This window comes from Sporosarcina thermotolerans (genome assembly GCF_042658975.1).
Taxonomy (GTDB): domain Bacteria; phylum Bacillota; class Bacilli; order Bacillales_A; family Planococcaceae; genus Sporosarcina; species Sporosarcina thermotolerans.
The window spans coordinates 15,099-31,701 of sequence record NZ_JBHSRM010000009.1; the positions used below are offsets into that span (position 1 = coordinate 15,099).

At 42.5% G+C, this 16,603-nt stretch carries 16 protein-coding genes and 1 riboswitch; of the genes, 5 read left to right on the forward strand and 11 right to left on the reverse strand.

The window, feature by feature from the left end:
* Nucleotides 1–43: 43 nt before the first annotated feature.
* Entirely contained in the window at nucleotides 44–613 is a 570-nt protein-coding gene (locus ACFPZG_RS05485; protein WP_283733973.1) for an NADPH-dependent FMN reductase, read from the reverse strand.
* A 281-nt stretch (nucleotides 614–894) separates the two neighbouring features.
* Here ACFPZG_RS05485 and ACFPZG_RS05490 point away from each other — a divergent pair, with 281 nt between their 5' ends.
* Nucleotides 895–1,719: a phytoene/squalene synthase family protein gene (locus ACFPZG_RS05490; RefSeq protein ID WP_283734578.1), complete on the forward strand. Its 825-nt coding sequence runs from the start codon at nucleotides 895–897 to the stop codon at nucleotides 1,717–1,719.
* A gap of 100 nt (nucleotides 1,720–1,819) precedes the next feature.
* Nucleotides 1,820–2,035 (forward strand): small, acid-soluble spore protein tlp, encoded by a 216-nt coding sequence (locus ACFPZG_RS05495; protein WP_283733972.1) that lies wholly within the window; start codon nucleotides 1,820–1,822, stop codon nucleotides 2,033–2,035.
* A 48-nt stretch (nucleotides 2,036–2,083) separates the two neighbouring features.
* Here ACFPZG_RS05495 and ACFPZG_RS05500 read toward each other — a convergent pair whose 3' ends face one another.
* Together ACFPZG_RS05500 and ACFPZG_RS05505 are read right to left on the reverse strand one after the other, a co-directional pair.
* Entirely contained in the window at nucleotides 2,084–3,640 is a 1,557-nt protein-coding gene (locus ACFPZG_RS05500) for an ABC-F family ATP-binding cassette domain-containing protein (protein ID WP_317940862.1), read from the reverse strand.
* 89 nt (nucleotides 3,641–3,729) lie between these two features.
* Nucleotides 3,730–4,245 (reverse strand): hypothetical protein, encoded by a 516-nt coding sequence (locus ACFPZG_RS05505; protein WP_283733971.1) that lies wholly within the window; start codon nucleotides 4,243–4,245, stop codon nucleotides 3,730–3,732.
* A gap of 110 nt (nucleotides 4,246–4,355) precedes the next feature.
* Nucleotides 4,356–4,455, forward strand: a riboswitch (purine riboswitch).
* Nucleotides 4,456–4,530: 75 nt separating this feature from the next.
* On the opposite strand from ACFPZG_RS05505, the gene ACFPZG_RS05510 reads away from it, so the two are divergent.
* The gene (locus tag ACFPZG_RS05510) at nucleotides 4,531–5,715 is read left to right on the forward strand and encodes an MFS transporter (RefSeq protein WP_283733970.1); all 1,185 of its coding nucleotides are present in this window, start codon (nucleotides 4,531–4,533) and stop codon (nucleotides 5,713–5,715) included.
* A gap of 46 nt (nucleotides 5,716–5,761) precedes the next feature.
* Here ACFPZG_RS05510 and ACFPZG_RS05515 read toward each other — a convergent pair whose 3' ends face one another.
* Nucleotides 5,762–7,480 carry a sulfate adenylyltransferase gene (locus ACFPZG_RS05515; RefSeq protein WP_317940863.1) on the reverse strand — a complete coding sequence of 573 codons (1,719 nt, stop codon included), beginning with the start codon at nucleotides 7,478–7,480 and terminating at the stop codon, nucleotides 5,762–5,764.
* 71 nt (nucleotides 7,481–7,551) lie between these two features.
* Nucleotides 7,552–7,926, reverse strand: coding sequence for a spore germination protein GerW family protein (locus ACFPZG_RS05520; RefSeq protein WP_283733967.1), 375 nt, complete (start codon nucleotides 7,924–7,926; stop codon nucleotides 7,552–7,554).
* Nucleotides 7,927–8,083: 157 nt separating this feature from the next.
* On the opposite strand from ACFPZG_RS05520, the gene ACFPZG_RS05525 reads away from it, so the two are divergent.
* Nucleotides 8,084–9,334 (forward strand): dicarboxylate/amino acid:cation symporter, encoded by a 1,251-nt coding sequence (locus ACFPZG_RS05525; protein WP_283733966.1) that lies wholly within the window; start codon nucleotides 8,084–8,086, stop codon nucleotides 9,332–9,334.
* Between the two features lie 157 nt (nucleotides 9,335–9,491).
* On the opposite strand, the gene ACFPZG_RS05530 is transcribed toward ACFPZG_RS05525, so the two are convergent.
* The 4 genes from ACFPZG_RS05530 to ACFPZG_RS05545 all read right to left on the reverse strand — a co-directional run bounded on the left by ACFPZG_RS05530 (nucleotide 9,492) and on the right by ACFPZG_RS05545 (nucleotide 13,885).
* On the reverse strand, nucleotides 9,492–10,508 hold the full coding sequence (locus ACFPZG_RS05530; RefSeq protein WP_283733965.1) for an LLM class flavin-dependent oxidoreductase: 1,017 nt from the start codon (nucleotides 10,506–10,508) through the stop codon (nucleotides 9,492–9,494).
* Between the two features lie 118 nt (nucleotides 10,509–10,626).
* Complete coding sequence (locus ACFPZG_RS05535) at nucleotides 10,627–11,811, reverse strand: NupC/NupG family nucleoside CNT transporter (RefSeq protein ID WP_317940864.1); 1,185 nt, start codon at nucleotides 11,809–11,811, stop codon at nucleotides 10,627–10,629.
* 254 nt (nucleotides 11,812–12,065) lie between these two features.
* Complete coding sequence (locus ACFPZG_RS05540; RefSeq protein ID WP_317940865.1) at nucleotides 12,066–13,082, reverse strand: TolB-like translocation protein; 1,017 nt, start codon at nucleotides 13,080–13,082, stop codon at nucleotides 12,066–12,068.
* Nucleotides 13,083–13,099: 17 nt separating this feature from the next.
* Nucleotides 13,100–13,885, reverse strand: a complete 786-nt coding sequence (locus ACFPZG_RS05545) for a hypothetical protein (protein WP_381426431.1) — start codon at nucleotides 13,883–13,885, stop codon at nucleotides 13,100–13,102.
* 56 nt (nucleotides 13,886–13,941) lie between these two features.
* Between ACFPZG_RS05545 and ACFPZG_RS05550 the strand changes: the two genes are divergently transcribed.
* Complete coding sequence (locus ACFPZG_RS05550) at nucleotides 13,942–14,748, forward strand: MBL fold metallo-hydrolase (RefSeq protein ID WP_283733962.1); 807 nt, start codon at nucleotides 13,942–13,944, stop codon at nucleotides 14,746–14,748.
* Between the two features lie 44 nt (nucleotides 14,749–14,792).
* On the opposite strand, the gene ACFPZG_RS05555 is transcribed toward ACFPZG_RS05550, so the two are convergent.
* Nucleotides 14,793–14,939 carry a YjcZ family sporulation protein gene (locus ACFPZG_RS05555; protein WP_283733961.1) on the reverse strand — a complete coding sequence of 49 codons (147 nt, stop codon included), beginning with the start codon at nucleotides 14,937–14,939 and terminating at the stop codon, nucleotides 14,793–14,795.
* 68 nt (nucleotides 14,940–15,007) lie between these two features.
* Complete coding sequence (locus ACFPZG_RS05560; protein WP_283733960.1) at nucleotides 15,008–16,441, reverse strand: serine hydrolase domain-containing protein; 1,434 nt, start codon at nucleotides 16,439–16,441, stop codon at nucleotides 15,008–15,010.
* Between the last annotated feature and the right edge of the window lie 162 nt (nucleotides 16,442–16,603).

Sequence of the window (16,603 nt, forward strand, 5' to 3'; positions counted from 1 at the left end):
AAAAGGCCGCCTTGAGCAACTCAAGGCAGGCCATTTTTTAAAATTATGCTTGAAGTTCAGCAAACGCTTTAGTCTTTGAATAAAACTCGATAAAGTTGTTCACAACTTTATCCAAGAAATCAATCGTCGCTTGGTCTGTCAATTGTCCAATCTCATCGACTTTTTGTTGAATCGAACCAATGAATACATCATTTCCAGGCAAAAGTGCAGGTGAAAGCATCGGGTTAGAAAGTATTTGTTTTAAGTGTATTTGTGCACGCACTGTACCTAACACTCCCGCCGAAGCCCCGATCATGAATGCAGGCTTATCTTTTATAGCGAAGTTGCTTCGTGATAGCCAGTCGACGGCATTTTTCAATACGCCAGGAATCGAGTAATTGTATTCGGGAACAGCGAAAAGAATTGCGTCCGAATCCCTTATGTTATCCATGAATTCAGTAACGATTTCCGGAGGATTGCTTTCCAAGTCCACTGAAAACATCGTTAGGTCATTGATGAAAACAGGAGTGATTTCCAATTTTCCTACATACTTTTTCCTTAAAAATTCAACCACACCTAAATTGACTGATTTAGAACTTGTACTACCTATAATCGCCTTAACCTTAATAGTCATCTTATAAAATCTCCTTTATACATATCGTTTCCAGACCAAGGCAAGGTATGCATTAGAGCATATGCCATGAATCGAAAACTTTCCTTAGATAATATCTCATATTCAAAATACTTTCTCAACAAATTTAGTTGGACCTTAACTTTATTTTTTGTTCATTTGTAAAAATATTCTTTTAGATATTTCCTATCTATAGAATTGGCAAGTCCCTTAATGAATAGTGTATGATAATCATAATAACGCATGAGACGTATTTTCTTTTTTAGTAATGAAGGAGGATCCAACTGATGAACGAGGCAAAATTGCAAAAAGAAGCAATGCATATACTGAAGCTTACGAGCAGGACCTTTTATATACCGATTAAATTGCTGAATCCAACGTTGCGCAAGACAGTGGGCTCCGCCTACTTATGTATGCGTGCGATTGATGAAATCGAGGATCACGAGGAATTGCAGCCAGATAGCAAGCAGTATTTACTTCGGTCTACGAGTAAGCTTTTGCAGAACGATATATTTGATGTAGCCGCATACAGGGATTTACTGAAGCCGTATGAAAGTCTATTGCCTGAAGTCACGCTAAGGCTTGGCGATTGGCTCACCGTCTGTCCAGCCGGCATCGTTGAAAAAGTAAAAGAGTCGACTAGCATAATGGCGGACGGCATGGCGAAGTGGGTCGAAAAGAATTTTGTAATCAAAACGAAGGAAGATCTTGACGAATATACCTATTATGTCGCAGGCCTTGTTGGTGTGATGTTATCCGATATTTGGGAGCAATTTGATGGCACGAAAACGGATCGGGAACTTGCTATCGGGTACGGCCGCGGCCTACAGGCGGTGAACATGCTTCGCAATCAGGACGAAGATGCAGATCGCGGTGTGCATTTCATCCCGGATGGTTGGACACGAAAAGAGTTGTTCGAATACGCGGAAGCCAATTTGAAAAAAGCGGATGAGTATATCGAGTCCATTTCAAATAAAAACATTCTGTTGTTCTGCAAAATTCCACTGGCGCTGGCAAATAGAACGATAAACGCTATGCAAAGCGGACAAGAGAAAATGAACCGCAAAGAAGTTGAATCCACTGTGGAAGCGATTTTGAATGAACAATAATAAAACGACTTGGCCTTCTGAAGCCAAGTCGTTTTTATTCGTACATAATTACCCGTACCAAGGAAAGACTATTTCATTGAATAAAGAAGGAGGAATGAACATGCCTAGACCATTACCGAATGACTCTGCCGATAACGAGGAACGTCTGAAGAAGACGATCAGCAATATGGAGGCGGCAAATGAAGCCGCGAAAACTGCAGAGGGCAGTGAACTTGCTTCCATCAAGGAAAAGAACCAACACCGTAAGGAAGCGATAGCTGGGTTGGAAGAGGAAATCCATCAGGAAAACAAATCTAAGATCAACGGCTATATTTAAAAATAAGCACCCGAACGAATCGTTTGGGTGCCTATCTATTTATTTCAATCAAAACATCTTTGTCGTCCAATTTTCCCCATTCCAAACGCCCGTCACAACGCCTTCGTAGAAATCAGGTTCATGTGAAATGAGCAAAACGCTTCCCTTGTATTCTTTCAAAGCACGTTTCAATTCATTTTTCGCATCGACATCAAGGTGATTTGTCGGCTCATCCAAGACAAGTAGATTTGTTTCACGGTTAATGAGCTTACAAAGACGAACCTTAGCCCGTTCTCCACCACTTAATACTTTCACTTTGCTTTCGATATGTTTCGTCGTCAAACCACATCTCGCCAACGCAGCGCGAACTTCATACTGAGTGAAATGAGGGAACTCATCCCACACTTCTTCCAAGCATGTACGGTTATTTTCCGTCTTCATCTCTTGCTCGAAATACCCAATTTCAAGATGTTCCCCAAGTTCGACGGAACCTGCAAGTGATGGAATTTCACCAAGGATACTTCGCAAAAGTGTCGTCTTCCCGATACCATTCGCCCCCGACAAAGCAATCTTCTGCCCACGCTCCATCGTCAAATCCAACTCTTTTGAAAGTGGCTCATCATATCCAATAACAAGACCTTTCGTTTGGAATAAATAACGACCAGGCGTACGGGCAAGTTTAAAGTCGAATTGTGGCTTCGGCTTTTCCGCATCCAGTTCGATGACTTCCATCTTATCAAGCTTTTTTTGCCGGGACATTGCCATTCGGCTTGTCGCAGCATTCGCTTTATTACGCGCGACAAAGTCCTTAAGATTCGCAATTTCCTTCTGCTGCTTCTTGAATGCGGCTTCCACTTGTTGCTTTTTCATCTCATGCACACGTAAAAACTCATCATAATCCCCTGCATAACGGGTAATCTGCTGATTTTCCATATGATAGATCAAGTTAATGACGCTGTTCAGGAATGGAATATCATGTGAAATGAGGATGAACGCATTCTCATAGTTCTGCAAATAATTACGCAGCCATTCGATATGCTCGACATCTAAATAGTTCGTCGGCTCATCAAGTAGAAGGATGTCAGGCTTCTCAAGAAGCAGTTTAGCTAACAAAACTTTGGTCCGTTGTCCACCGCTTAGATCATGGACGTCACGCTCAAGCCCGAATTCATCAAGGCCAAGTCCATTTGCCACTTCATCCACTTTCGAATCGATGATGTAAAAATCATTATTCGTCAGCTCATCCTGCATCTGACCTGTTTCTTCAAGAAGTTTTTCAAGTTCATCTGCATCGACTTCGCCCATCTTAGCGAATAGTGCATTCATTTCTGCTTCAAGATCATACAGGTATTGAAACGCTGTTCTGAGTACATCACGGATGCTCATCCCTTGCTGCAAAACGACATGTTGGTCCAAATAGCCAACCCGCATTCGCTTTGCCCAAGTGACATTTCCCGCATCGGGCTCAAGCTTTCGGGTGATGATATTCATGAATGTGGATTTTCCTTCCCCATTCGCACCGATTAGTCCAATGTGTTCTCCTTGTAGCAAACGGAATGATACATCCTCAAAAATCGCCCGATCCCCGAACCCATGACTTAAATTTGTTACTGTTAATAAACTCATATGTTGTACACCTTTTCCTTCGTTAAATTTGCATATGTCCCTCATTATATAGCGATTTCTTTATTCGGGATAGGTATTATTTATCTAAATCAAATGCTATTTAGTACGCCTAATGTTAGGAGGACACTATGTAGGAAATCAGGAATCTCCTGCATATGCTCTTCGTTGATTTTCGTATTGAATTTCACTTCGATCAAGTTGAGGTAACCAGGTGATTCATCTCCGTATTCGAAACTTAACGTTTGGGTGACTTTGATGTCATTTTCCCAAATGACATTTAATGCTTCCTCTATTTGCCGGCATTGCTCATCCACCTGTTGAACAGATTTCGTGAAATGCAATGTCAATGAGCAGCCGGGATCTTTATCCGGAGTTTCCAATATCTCATCTGCCAGATCTTGTAAAGAGGTCTGCAATACAACTTCCGCCGATACATCCTTCTGATGGAGAAGCGTAAATTGAATGGAAAGTTTCCTTGTAAGAGTGGCGAAGTCCATCAGATCCGATCGATTACGTATTGTAACTTCTCGATCAATCGTATCTAAATCATAAATTTTATTTTCAAATGCTACTTTTAAATTTTCAAAAACTGTCGGATCATACATAAGGGTACCTCCAATGAATGTCGTATACATTTCTTAATATAATCATATCGAGTCGCGAAAAGGAAATTTTTCTTGAACTATTTGTCGAATCATGTTAGATTGGAGAATGGAAAATTTCATACGATTATATATGTATAACCTCAATAATATGGTTTGAGGGTCTCTACCAGGAACCGTTAAATCCTGATTACAAAAGTAAAACTTACTTTGTAATCGGGTTTTTTTATTTTCCGAAAATTATTTCGCGCGGAATGCGCACAGTATAGATGAGTAGGAGGAATTTCAATGGATTTTAGAGTAATCATTCTTGCCATTTCTACGATTACAGTCGGTCTCGTTGAATTGATTGTCGGAGGCATTTTGCCGATTATTGCAGATGATTTAAACGTTTCAATCGGGACAGCCGGGCAGCTCATATCGGTCTACGCCCTCGTGTTTGCCATTGCTGGACCGGTTTTATTATCTTTGACTGTGAAAATTGAAAGGAAAAAACTTTATTTATATACAATGGCTGTCTTTTTTGTCGGTAATATTATGACCTTTTTCAGTCCCACTTTTACATTTGTCATGATTGCCCGTGTTATCACTTCCATGAGTGCAGCACTTCTTATCGTTCTTTCCTTGACGATTACAGCGCGGATTGTCGATGCCCCTCGCCGTGCGAAGGCGCTCGGTTATATTGTTATGGGAATTAGTTCTTCCCTCGTATTGGGTGTGCCACTCGGTATTCTCATTACGAATGCGTTCGGATGGCGCAGCGTCTTTTTAGGGATAGCCGTTCTTTCAATCGGTTCTTTCATTCTGATTTTTTTCTACCTTGAGAAGGTTCCAAGCGGTGAAGTTCAGCCACTTTCTGCGCAAATAAAAGCACTTGCGAATAAAAAAATAGTTTTTGCGCATTTGGCGACGATGTTCATGTTAGCCGGTCATTATACTGTTTATGCATACTTGACACCATTCTTGGAGACAAATTTTAGCCTGAACCAATACTGGATCAGCATCTGCTATTTCCTTTTCGGGATTGCAGCGGTCGGAGGGGGTGCACTTGGGGGTAATCTTGCAAACTGGATTGGTTCGAAGAAAAGCATCCTCATTATAATTGGCGCTTTCGCTTTGGTTCTTTTCATATTGCCCTATTCGACATTCTCATTCACGGTCTTCATTGTCATCTTGATGTTTTGGGGCACTTTGAGCTGGGCTCTTTCGCCACCGCAACAAGATTATATTATCCAGACAGACCCTGCTTCTTCTGACATCCATCAAAGCCTCAACAATTCTGCTTTACAGATTGGGATTGCGGTAGGTTCGGGAATTGGCGGTTTCGTATTGGGCCAAACTGATTCGGTTACCAGCACAGCGACTGTCGGAGGCGTTGTTGTCATTATCGCTTTCATCTGTGCAGTAATCTCCTTATCCATCGGGCGTAGCAAGATGAAACATGTGAAAGAAACTTCAGTTGATTATCAATAAAAGATGAAAAGAATTCCACCAGGCTTCTCCTGGTGGAATTCTTTTTTTATTCCGTAGGCTCGTCACTTCCGCGATAACGTTTATAGGGCAGTGCATTCCAGGAACGATAATCAAAATCATTCGCCCGAAGCGCTTTCGGGATATCCTTAAGAATCTTTTCAGCGACATCTAACTCTCGTTCCGCTTCTCCCTTGTCCTGGTACATGAATTCGTCTGAAGCTGTGACAGGAGCTTGTTTCACCTTCTCCTTAAGATCATTAATGACCATTTCCTGCTGGGCAATTAATGATTCGCGGGCATTCATCACCCATTCAGGTTGCATATTTCGGTTCGTATCGCCTACGCTGCTATATTCTTCGAAAATCTCACGATAAATCCTATCTGCATTTGCACGGACATCTAAATTTGCTGCCTCAAGATCGAAATTCGTCAACTCTTCCACTGTCAAAGGCGTTTTGCGCTTCATGCCACCAAGCCTTGTTTGATTGAGGTAGAACGGAAACATGCTTTTAATCGTTTTACCGACTGGTGAAATGGAGTTCTCGAATTCATCGAGCCCTTTCGGTTGGACGCCTTGAATGGCAATTCTTGCGGATTCCGGACGCACAATTTCTTTCGGTGGCATAATTCCGTGGCGAAGCATTTCCCGAATGCCTGTGCCGGAAATATTGATGCGATATTTTTCGTCATGCGGGCAAGATTGCGCTGTCGCTGGAGTGTCACAACGTGTGCAATAGAAGACTTCATGGAATAACCTAACCTCGATCCCAAGTTCTTCGGGCTTGAATTGATCAAAAATACTATGGCTTGCGTATTTATCGTAATAATCCCCGATTCCGGCATGATCCCGGCCAATTAGCGCATGTGTACAGCCGTAATTTTTCATAATCAATGCGTGCAGCACGGTTTCACGAGGACCAGCGAAGATATATGTCACACGGAGTGGTGCTAGTATTGAACGACCTTTTGGATAATATGTATCCAATACTGCGCGATAGGAAAGCATCCGGAATTCATGACGCGTATACTCACGCTTCGCCATCTCGACTAATGGCTGCAAAAGCAACCCGTCAATTTCTTCCAATGCATTTTTATGAATATATTCATGACCTCGGTGCAATGGATTCGCCCCTGTTATGAAGCCTGCAGTGGAGCGGAACTTTTTCACTTCATAAAATTCATGCCATGTATCTTTCGGTTCCAAACGCAGCTTTTCAAAGGGACCCCAATCGACGCGGTTAAGTAAACGGATCTTACCACCCAACGCGACATTCCCCATCCTTCTATAAATCGCGTCAACTCCGGGATGATTGCGATCCGTTGTGCCAAACAAATGGGCGGCGCGATAGTCTTTATCGTATGCAAAGATATCTTCAATCTTAAGAATGGCCACCGGTTCATTAATTTCGTTGGATAATGTCACTTCATCTCCAACAGAAAGCGACTTTATGATCTCGCTATTTCGGTTACCCGTCGGTGCGAAACTGAGTGGAACTGGCCAAACCGTCCCATCTGTTAGGCGTCCTTTCTCCAAAACGGATTTATAATCGTCTTCGTTCATGAAGCCTTCATTTGGTGATAATACACCCGTCGCAATCATCTCAAGCGTGATGACCGCCTCAAGATCCACCATAATTGACGGAAGCTGCTTTGCCCTAACAAGTTCGTCGTCCCTTTCTTGACCAGTCAACACCTTATCAACTAATTTACCGCCATGAGGCTGTTGCGGATAATTGGCAAATTTGTTTTCAGTGATATTCAACATTCCCTCTCCCCCATTAAGAACAAATTAGTATGCGTAAAAGGCCCTTTTAGGAAGAGCCTCAGCGTTTCATATCAATGCTTTTTGAATTTCCCCATATTCCTTCCAATCAGCCAAAAAAGACCACAAGTCATTAGTGTCAATACAACCGTCATCTTGCTTCGCGTCGATTTGAACTTCACATGTTCCGGAGTAACTTCATACACGCCGACAGGGTTAATCTGGAATCCACCACCGCCGCCATTATTTCCTGCGCCGTCTCCACCCCCGCCGAAACCATACCTAACCTTTGCAACAGGAATTACTTTTGTCAATCCGACTTCAATCGGATCACCATACACAAGCGTTACATCCCTATGTTTTGCAAATTTTTTGAATAACGTCGCTACCGGCGTCTCAATATGCTCCTTTTGCTTTTCAACAGCCTGCTCTAACTCTTTCAACATCATCGCAACATCCCTCCCTGCTATACCTATTCGCCATCCGCCTCAGACATTCCTTTTGATTTTTAGGGTAAAGGAAAGGAAAGCATTTTATTTGGACACACTTTACGTAGTAACTAAACGATTCACTATTCAAATTTACCAAAGGAAGGAGAACCGCTTGATGAAAAAATTTTGGAAATCATACCTTCATGCTTCACTAATCCTAAAAATATCAATTGCCCTTGTACTTGGCGTAATCACGGGTTTCATTTTAGGAGAGCAGGCCATCGTGCTTGCGCCATTAGGGGACTTGCTCCTTCGATTGCTTACATTCCTCATCATCCCACTCATTCTGTTCACGTTAATCGTCGGGGTGAATCAAACAAATATCGCAAACCTTGGACGAATGGGTAGCAAAGTATTCATTTATTACACAGTAAGTTCGGCTGCTGCTATTGTTGTCGGTTTATTTGTCGCAAGCATCCTTCATCCAGGTTCGGGTATGAAGCTGACGGGCAATGAAACATTCGATGTCCCAGAAAATCCTGGTATCGTCAATGTATTACTGAATATCGTGCCTTCAAATATAATTACTGCCTTTACGGAAATGAACCTTCTTGGAATCATCTTCACAGCACTTGTCTTTGGGATTGCAATATCAGCAATGCGTTCTTCCAAGAACCATGTTGAACTTGGGAATTCACTTCTACAAACCTTTACTGCTTTGAATGAAGCATCATTAATTGTATTGAAAGCGATTCTTCAATATGTGCCAGTTGGGATATTTGCGATTATGGCAAAAACAGTGGGAAGCCAAGGAATTGATACGCTCATATCTCTTGGAGGAATGATTGGGGTCTTTTATATTGCATTGATCATCCATATTTGCCTTTACATCATCCTTCTTCTCCTTTTCAAGATCAATCCTGGTCACTTCTTCAAGCATGCTCGGACGCCAATGCTTACGGCATTTGTCACGCAAAGTAGTACTGGTACGCTGCCACTTACATTGAATGCGGCCAAAAACATGGGCATATCAAGGAGTTTATATAGTTTCAGCATTCCTCTTGGCGCAACGGTAAATATGGATGGGGCTGCTATACGGATTGCCGTTTCAGCTGTATTTGCTGCCAATATTGTTGGGACGCCACTGAGTTTTGGTGATATGTTGATGGTAGTGCTTATTGGGACACTCGCTTCTATTGGGACGGCAGGCGTTCCCGGGGCCGGTATCGTCATGATTGCGACTGTATTTGTGCAACTTGGACTACCGATGGAGGCGGTTGCACTATTGACTGCGATTGACGCACTTGTGGGGATGGGTGCGACCGCGTTGAATGTGACAGGAGATTTAGTCGGTACCGCGTTAATTGACCAACATGAGAAAAAGCATGGGTTGGATAAAGGTATAGAAAAAACCGAGAGCATGTGAAGTTCTCGGTTTTTTGCTTGATTCATGGGATTTATGCGTGGCTGACAACGATTTTGCGTGATTCAGCGTGTTTATGCGTGGCTGGATCGGATTATGCGTAATTCAATCGATTTATGCGTGATTTAGCCAATTTATGCGTGTTTGCATAATACCTGACTTACCCCATCATGTCAGCGACAAGTTCGTAGGAACGGAGTCTTTTTTCGTGATTGTAAATTCCCGAACTGATGATGAGTTCATTGGCTTTTGTCGCTTCAATGAATGCTGCCAATTTCCGCTTGACCGTTTCGGGACTTCCGACGATTGTCGAAGGCCATTCTAATAGCTCACCAATTGCGGCTCTCTCGACGTCTGAGAAGAATGTATCTATGTCATCGACTGGCGGCATAAGCTTCGATGAAACACCTTTTCGGATGTTCAAGAATTGTTGTTGATAGGAAGTTGCCAAATGTTGTGCTTCATCATCAGTTTCCGCGGCAATGATGTTGACTCCAAGCATGACGTATGGCTCTTGAAGTGCTTTTGATGGACGGAAAAGCTGATGATAGAGCTGCAATGCATGCATTAAATATTGAGGTGCAAAATGACTTGCGAATGAAAATGGAAGCCCGAGATCTGCAGCAAGCCGTGCACTGAAGTCACTTGATCCTAAAAGCCAGATCGGGATATCTTGGCCTTCGCCTGGAATTGCGCGGACGCGAGCAGATGGATCGTACTCGAAAAACTGACGCAACTCGGCCAATTGCTGCGGGAACTCATTGCCGCTACTATTTAAAGTTCGACGTAATGCGTAAGCCGTTGCTTGGTCGCTTCCTGGTGCACGTCCAAGTCCAAGGTCAATTCGATTAGGGTACATCGCTTCAAGAGTCCCGAACTGCTCCGCGATTACAAGAGGTGCATGATTCGGAAGCATGACACCGCCTGAACCGACACGGATTGTTTCTGTTGCGCCTGCCACATGTCCGATAATGACAGATGTCGCAGAACTGGCGACGCCCGGCATATTATGATGTTCGGCAAGCCAGAAGCGGTTATAGCCCCATTTTTCTGCATGTTGAGCAAGATCCACACTGTTTTTAAAAGATTGGCCCACGGTACTTCCCTCATTGATCAGCGCGAGATCAAGAATTGAAAGCGGGATACTGTTAAACTTCTTTGCTGAAGGGTTGATCAACTTCGCTCACTCCCCAATATTATATTTTATATTCTCTTCATCATAATATCGTTTCGACATACCGATATCCAATTAACGAACTCAAAAAGCCGGACATCATAATGATGTCCGACTTTGATTACCCTAACATAATTCCTGTAATTGCGGCTGTCAAAAGGCTGACCAAAGTTGCGCCGTAAAGCAACTTGATACCAAACTTTGCAACAAGGTTCCCCTTCTCTTCATGCAACCCTTTCACCGCACCGGAGATAATTCCGATTGACGAAAAGTTGGCGAAGGAGACAAGGAATACAGAGATGATGCCTACTGTCCTTTCAGAAAGGGAGGAGGCGATATTGCCCAAGTCGATCATCGCAACGAACTCGTTCGTCAATAGCTTAGTTGCCATGATTGTTCCGGCTTGGATGACTTCAGAAGCCGGGATGCCGACAAGGAAGGCTAACGGTGCAAAAACGTAACCAAGTGCGACCTGGAAGGTGATGCCGAATGCACCTTCGAAGATGCCGTTCACCATGCCGATTAATGCTACGAATCCGACGAGCATTGCGCCAACGACGATTGCGACTTTAAAGCCGTCGAGTATATACTCCCCTAACATTTCAAAGAAGGACTGCTTTCTTTCTTCCTTCGTCTCGATTCTGTCCTCTTCAGGAGTGACTTCGTATGGGTTAATAATATTCGCGATAATGAACCCACCGAATAAATTCAATACAAGTGCAGTAACAACATACTTCGGATCGATCATCGTCATGTACGCACCAAGAATCGATGCCGAAACGGTGGACATGGCAGATGTACACATTGTGTATAGACGGTGTTCGGGTATGTTAGGCAGCAGTTTTTTAACTGAAATAAAAACTTCAGATTGCCCAAATATGGCAGAGGCTACGCCGTTGAATGACTCTAACTTTCCGAGTCCGTTGATCCTGCTTAATAGCAATCCAAGGAAGTGGATGATGAGAGGCAAGAGTTTAATGTATTGCGCGATACCGATGAGAGCAGATACAAAAACGATTGGCAATAGGACATTCAAGAAGAAGGGGCTCATCCCTTCATTCGCCATTCCTCCGAATACAAAATTGATTCCTTCAGCTGCAAAAGCTAAAAGATAATCGAAGATGCTGGAAATCCCTCGGATGATGAATAGCCCAAATTCGGTATTCAACAGAAGGAAAGCAAAAACAAGTTGCAGGACAACCATTGTTACTACTGGTCTGATCTTTATCTTTTTCTTGCCATTGCTCACTAAGTACGCAAGGATAAAAATAACAAGCAATGCCACAATAAAGATGATGAAATTCAAAGTAAATACTCCTCTCTAGATGCCTTAAAATATTGTTATGGAGCGGAAAAATATGTAAACATTCTCTTTCCGATTAACACTTTTATAAATAAAGTGCTCTTCATTATAAACCGTAAAAACAGATCTGGCACCTATCTCGAATTAGAAAGAAACTTCCGCATATCATTAGTTATTCGACAACTTTCCGTTTATATACAAAAAAACGGTGACAAGCAAGGAACATATTCACTGTTCCGTTGCCTGCCACCGTTCGATTACCATTTAATTTCTTTTACGTCTTTGCCATCGACACTCATTTGGTAGATATAGAAGTTGGGTTGACGTCCTCCAAAATTACGGTCAACGAGGAAATAGATCTTCCCGTCCGGACCTAAAAGTGGTTTAGATGCAAATTCCTTTAGGTTGGTCAGTTGTTTCGTCTCATAGGTCTTATAGTTGAACTTGAATAATTCATATTCAAATATCCCATTTTTCCCCGTACCGCCAACAGCTTGATAAACTATCTTTTCTCTTTCTGGTAAAATGAGGAAGTCATATATATCCTCTTCACCGACAGGATTACTTACGACCGTTTTCTTATTGGGCTCGTTGAGTGGGATTTGAAAAATACGTTGTTTGGAAGCAAATAGTTCTTCAGCTGTTTCTACGTTTTCATCATCGTCCATTTGGACAAACACAGACTCGTCGGTTGCCGACACTTGGAGCGATTGCATATTATACTTCTTCAACTCCGTGTAACGATTTTGCGTCTTGTCAGTTAAATCGTAGCTATAAACGTCAAAATCATGGGGGTGCTTGCCCGTAATTGGTGAGTAATTTGTATAGACACCAGCCTGCAGGTAAAACAGGAGGTTGGAATTTTTCGGATCAAATGCAAGTTCAGTTATTATATTTTCGGATGAAAACAAGGACTCATCCGAATACATTTCCATATTCAATATGCGTATTTCGCTACCGCCGCCCGCATCCAGCTCTTTGTCGGAAAGTATGTAGGCGAGATTCTTACCGTCTTTACTGAAACTGATATCGAGAATCGTTTCTTCAACAGAAAACTGGACGACTGGCCCATTCCTTCCATCGGTCAGATAAATGCCTGCTTTGCCATCCTCAAATTCGATATAAGCGATTGTACCGTCAACGGATACATCAAATACACCGCTTAAACCTTGTTGCTTCTCATTCTCGGATTTATCGAAAACCAGACCAAGTACTATGAAAATTGCGGTTACAACTCCGATTATACCGAGCAGTACACCATGTTTTTTATTCATTATCCTTCCCCCATTCCTTACATCCCAATTATCCAAAGTACGATTCCTGTTACAATCACTGCTGTTTGGATGAATACAATGGCGTATGCCGCGGCTTTCTGTTGATTTGCCAATAACTTCATTTGCAGCGCATAAGACAGAATCCAGCCGATAATCGGTACGAATAGCATCAAAAATCCTAGTGTTGCCTTTCCTGAGAACAACAGAAATGCCCATAAGAAGAACAGGGTAACGAAGACTAAGAATATTCCCGTTGTGATATTAATGAAATGCAATCGTCTCGCATCTTTCATCAATGGTTTGTGTGTCGATGGAAAATCATAGATAGTCGTCCGATAGACAAGAACTATGGCTAATAGCAATAACAGTGCAGCAATGATTGACAATCCGGTGGAATAAGGCCGATCTAAATCAGATGCTAGCAAAAATCCATAGAAATTGATAAAAATATGGACGAGCAACAAACTGTTCATCCAAAAACGACGATTCCATTTTGCTAAAGGGCGTACCGTAACAATAAGTATAGTTGTACTAATAAGGACAGCTAAAATAAGCCATAAGATATGTGCATCTCCCATAATGAATAATTGGCATGCATATACACTATAGGCGAAGAGCAATGATGTTAGTGATAGCGTCAGCATCATCCCTTTTTTAGAAGGGGGCACCGCTTCTATCAACTTTTCTCCGACTTCCCGTTCCGTCCCGAATTTAGTCATCGCGCTTCGAATAGCCTCCTCTTCAATGTTATTCGTCTGACAAGTAATTCCATTATACGATACTGCATATCTAATTTGAAACATAATGAGTAGTCATTCACTTCGTGATAATCTATGAGTAGATGAAAAGGGGTGGTAGGATGTTTTTAAAACGGGAGTCAGTCGTAGATAAACAGAGTAATGTCCGATTCATAAACGGGAGGTTGTCCTTTGCAAGTGTGCGGTTGAATGTTCATTGCTTTGAAGTTGACGGCGTGTTGATCGATACAGGCGCCCATGCATTGTCTAAAGAGTTCAATGCATTTTTTACAGAAGCTGACGTGGATCAGGTCGTCGTCACCCATTCCCATGAAGACCATACTGGAGGTGCAGCACATTTACAAAAGATATATGGATTGCCGATTTTAATGAATGGAATATCGATTGAGGAATGTCGTCAGAAGGCGGATTATCCATTGTATCGCCAGTTATTTTGGGGGAAGAGGCGACCGTTTCAAGCGAAGCCCATCGGGGAAACTTTCACCTCCAGGAACGCAACATGGGATGTAATTGAAACACCAGGACACGCAAAGGATCATCTATCTTTTTTGAATCAGGAAACGGGACAACTCTTTTCCGGCGATCTGTATGTACATCCCAAAACGAAGCTTATTTTACGCGAGGAGAGCATTCCACAAATTATCTCGTCACTTCAACATGTTTTAACTTATGACTTTGAAGAGTTATTTTGCTGCCATGCGGGCTATGTGAAAGATGGTCGTCGGGCTTTGCTCAATAAGCTTAGTTACTTACAAGAACTACGGGATAGAATATATTCGCTCGAAAAACAAGGATATGGTGAACAGGAAATTCACTCCCTCATTTTCAAAAAGAAATACCCCATGACAAGATTTTCTTCAGGTGAATGGGATTCAATCTATATTGTCCGATCAATTCTCAACAAATAAATAGGTGCACATTTTTAAATGTGCACCTCCTTGTAGACTACCTATTAACAGTAACCGTATCCTCCACCATAGCCGCCATATCCATCGCACCAATACGACGCTCCGACAATAATCAAAAGGATGAACAATACAACGATTAACGTGAACCCCGAACCGCACTCTTTACCCACACCGCCAACTTCTTTCGACATTTTATCAACACCCCCAAATCACTTTATGCACTTATACTATGTGACATAAACACAGCTGTACATGACAGTCACCCATGTGATTCAGTGTGCGAAATTTCAGGATTTGCCTTCATAATATGCCTGCCGCCATATACAATCCGCTCAATTTCGCCATTTGGTTGTTCGATAAACTGCAACACTCCATCATTTTCATCTTCATCAATAAAAATATTTTTCCCTATGCACTTTAACGTCCGGATCACTTCATTCGATTCGACACTTAGCCGATCGTCATTTAGTGTCACCTTCACATTCATCCCTTCGCTCGAAATATAGGAGCCTACAAATTTACTAAGTTCATCCACTCCAATTTCTTGGACTTCAACTGTTTCAGATGAGGCTGCGAGTTCCCTACCTTCCGTTATGTTCATGACACTCATCAGTAAATCTCCGGCGGGAACATCAGAGACGTTTGTCAAAATAACACCCGCTTTTTTCTTCTCGACAATTGCACACATGTATGAAGAAACACCCTTCAATCCACCTCCATGGCTGACCAAAGTGGAGCCGAAATAGTCAGGAATGATTCGCAATCCATAGCCATAACATCTGTTAGGCTCGTACTCTACATGCGGATGAATCATCTGCTCGATGCTTTCCTTCGACAAGATCCGCGTTCCGGCCACAACACCTTCATTCCAATACATTTCCAAATACCGTAAAATATCACTAACTGTCGACTTCAAATAACCGACTGAACGCATCGAAGGCGCATCCCACCAGAGCGGAGCTTCGTAAACATGCGACCCATCCTTCGCTTTCATGTAAAGAGTCGTTACACTCTCTTTTTCATCCAATAACTCCATATCGAAGAAGCTGTTTTTCATCCCCGCAGGTTTCAAAATTGTTTCCTCTATAAATTTCTCATAAGGCTGTCCACTCACCTTGCTTGTAATAACGCCAAGCAATCCATATGAATCATTGGAATAGCTATAAAATCGCCCAGGTTCGCCAAGCCATTCAAACTCATCGTTAGCCATAAAGCTTAACATCTCGTCATATGTCTCAATATGAGGACCAGGATTATTCAACAAATCTAATCCATAATCCTTCGCGGACGGATCCTGCTCAATGCTATTTTTCCGTGCATACACATGCGTAGCAAGCGGCGGATAGCCCGCTGTATGCGTCATCAGATGGTGAAGCGTAATCTGCTCCACTTGCGTCTTAGGCTTCTTCAACTCAGGAAGATACTCAACGATTCGATCATGCACCGATAACTTCCCGTCCTCCTGAAGCTTCATAATACCGGCACTCGTAAACGACTTCGTCATCGAAGCAATGCCAAAAACCGTATCCCCCGTTACTAAAAGCCGCTTCGCTACATTCCGATACCCAAAACCTTTCTCATAGCTTTTCTGTCCATTTTCGCTAACACCAATCATCGCCCCCGGAATTAAATGCTTCTTCACATACACCTCAGCATGCTTTTCAAACGATTCCATTGCAATGATCCCTTTCATTTGAATCCCCCCATAAGAAATAATCTCTAAACATCCCCAAATACGCATAAATTTAGCGAATCACTCATAAATCCCCCGAAACAAGCATAATCCGCAGCAAACGCGTATAATTCCCTACAAAAGTCCATAAAACGCTTCAAACAAGCATAAATGCTCGCAATC

Coding starts and splice junctions, on each gene's coding strand:
- ACFPZG_RS05485 (WP_283733973.1), bottom strand. CDS start 613: ATGACTATTAAGGTTAAGGCGATTATAGGTAGTACAAGTTCTAAATCA.
- ACFPZG_RS05495 (WP_283733972.1), top strand. CDS start 1,820: ATGCCTAGACCATTACCGAATGACTCTGCCGATAACGAGGAACGTCTG.
- ACFPZG_RS05500 (WP_317940862.1), bottom strand. CDS start 3,640: ATGAGTTTATTAACAGTAACAAATTTAAGTCATGGGTTCGGGGATCGG.
- ACFPZG_RS05505 (WP_283733971.1), bottom strand. CDS start 4,245: ATGTATGATCCGACAGTTTTTGAAAATTTAAAAGTAGCATTTGAAAAT.
- ACFPZG_RS05510 (WP_283733970.1), top strand. CDS start 4,531: ATGGATTTTAGAGTAATCATTCTTGCCATTTCTACGATTACAGTCGGT.
- ACFPZG_RS05515 (WP_317940863.1), bottom strand. CDS start 7,480: ATGTTGAATATCACTGAAAACAAATTTGCCAATTATCCGCAACAGCCT.
- ACFPZG_RS05520 (WP_283733967.1), bottom strand. CDS start 7,926: ATGATGTTGAAAGAGTTAGAGCAGGCTGTTGAAAAGCAAAAGGAGCAT.
- ACFPZG_RS05525 (WP_283733966.1), top strand. CDS start 8,084: ATGAAAAAATTTTGGAAATCATACCTTCATGCTTCACTAATCCTAAAA.
- ACFPZG_RS05540 (WP_317940865.1), bottom strand. CDS start 13,082: ATGAATAAAAAACATGGTGTACTGCTCGGTATAATCGGAGTTGTAACC.
- ACFPZG_RS05545 (WP_381426431.1), bottom strand. CDS start 13,885: ATGTTTCAAATTAGATATGCAGTATCGTATAATGGAATTACTTGTCAG.
- ACFPZG_RS05550 (WP_283733962.1), top strand. CDS start 13,942: ATGTTTTTAAAACGGGAGTCAGTCGTAGATAAACAGAGTAATGTCCGA.
- ACFPZG_RS05555 (WP_283733961.1), bottom strand. CDS start 14,939: ATGTCGAAAGAAGTTGGCGGTGTGGGTAAAGAGTGCGGTTCGGGGTTC.
- ACFPZG_RS05560 (WP_283733960.1), bottom strand. CDS start 16,441: ATGAAAGGGATCATTGCAATGGAATCGTTTGAAAAGCATGCTGAGGTG.